The 947-nt window shown below is 41.4% G+C and carries 1 protein-coding gene; it reads right to left on the reverse strand.

Annotated features, from left to right (window positions below):
- On the reverse strand, positions 1-901 hold a 901-nt coding region (locus E0E16_RS09515), incomplete at its 3' end, for an IS30 family transposase (RefSeq protein ID WP_130829962.1).
- Between the last annotated feature and the right edge of the window lie 46 nt (positions 902-947).

The following is a 947-nucleotide window of genomic DNA, read 5'->3' on the forward strand; positions in this document are numbered from 1 at the left end:
AGTTTAATTTTTCTCTCGGTCTTTCGTTCAATTTCTTTTGTATCGACATAATTCTCTTGTCTGTGTAATGTTCAAACGAATCCTTTTTCGGTATATATTGTCTGATTAGTTTATTTGTATTCTCAATCGCTCCCTTTTGCCAAGAACAATATGGATCAGCGAAGTATACGGGCACGCCTAAGAACTTGGTAATGTCCTTATGTGCTGCAAATTCAGGTCCGTTGTCTGTTGTAATGGTCTTCAGACAGTCCTTGTATGGTGGCAGCAGTTTCCTAACTACCTTTGCCAGAGGCTTTGACTGCTTTCCAAATGGCAGTTTCTGCATAAGCAGCATATTGGTGGATTTCTCTACCAGTGTGAGTATGGTATGCTGGTCAGGGTCTACGATCAAGTCCATCTCAAAATCTCCGAATCTCTTCCCGTCAACTTCCTTACTTCTTTCATGGATACTCAACCTGTCTTTAATTGGAAGATGTCTGCCCTTGGGACGATGTCTGTATTTCATCTTATGCCTTGTGTGTTTGGCAAGTTCCCCTGTTGTATCATTATGAATGATATTATAAATGGATTGGTGGGACACCTTTATTCCCTCATTCTTGCGCAGATAACCTGATATTTGTCGTGGAGACCACTGGTCATTGGTGATATATTCCTTAATTCTCCAGACTAATTCGTTAGAGAGCCTGGCGTTCTTTACCGTTCTCTTTCTGCGCTGCATAGCCATATCGTGCGCCTTTGTCCAGATATACTTTTCTGATGGCGTGCTGTTGCGTTTGATTTCACGTGATAGTGTTGACTGACTGATGCCGACGATTGTGGCAATCTCTTTTCTCCCTGTTTTCTTTTGGAGTAAGGCGAAAATTTGCGACCTTTGCTCCGAGGTTAATTGATGATATTTCACAATACAAAGTTAATTAATCTTGGGGAGACAGAGGTCTCCCTTTTTT

Source organism: Prevotella rectalis, assembly GCF_900607215.1.
GTDB lineage: Bacteria > Bacteroidota > Bacteroidia > Bacteroidales > Bacteroidaceae > Prevotella > Prevotella brunnea.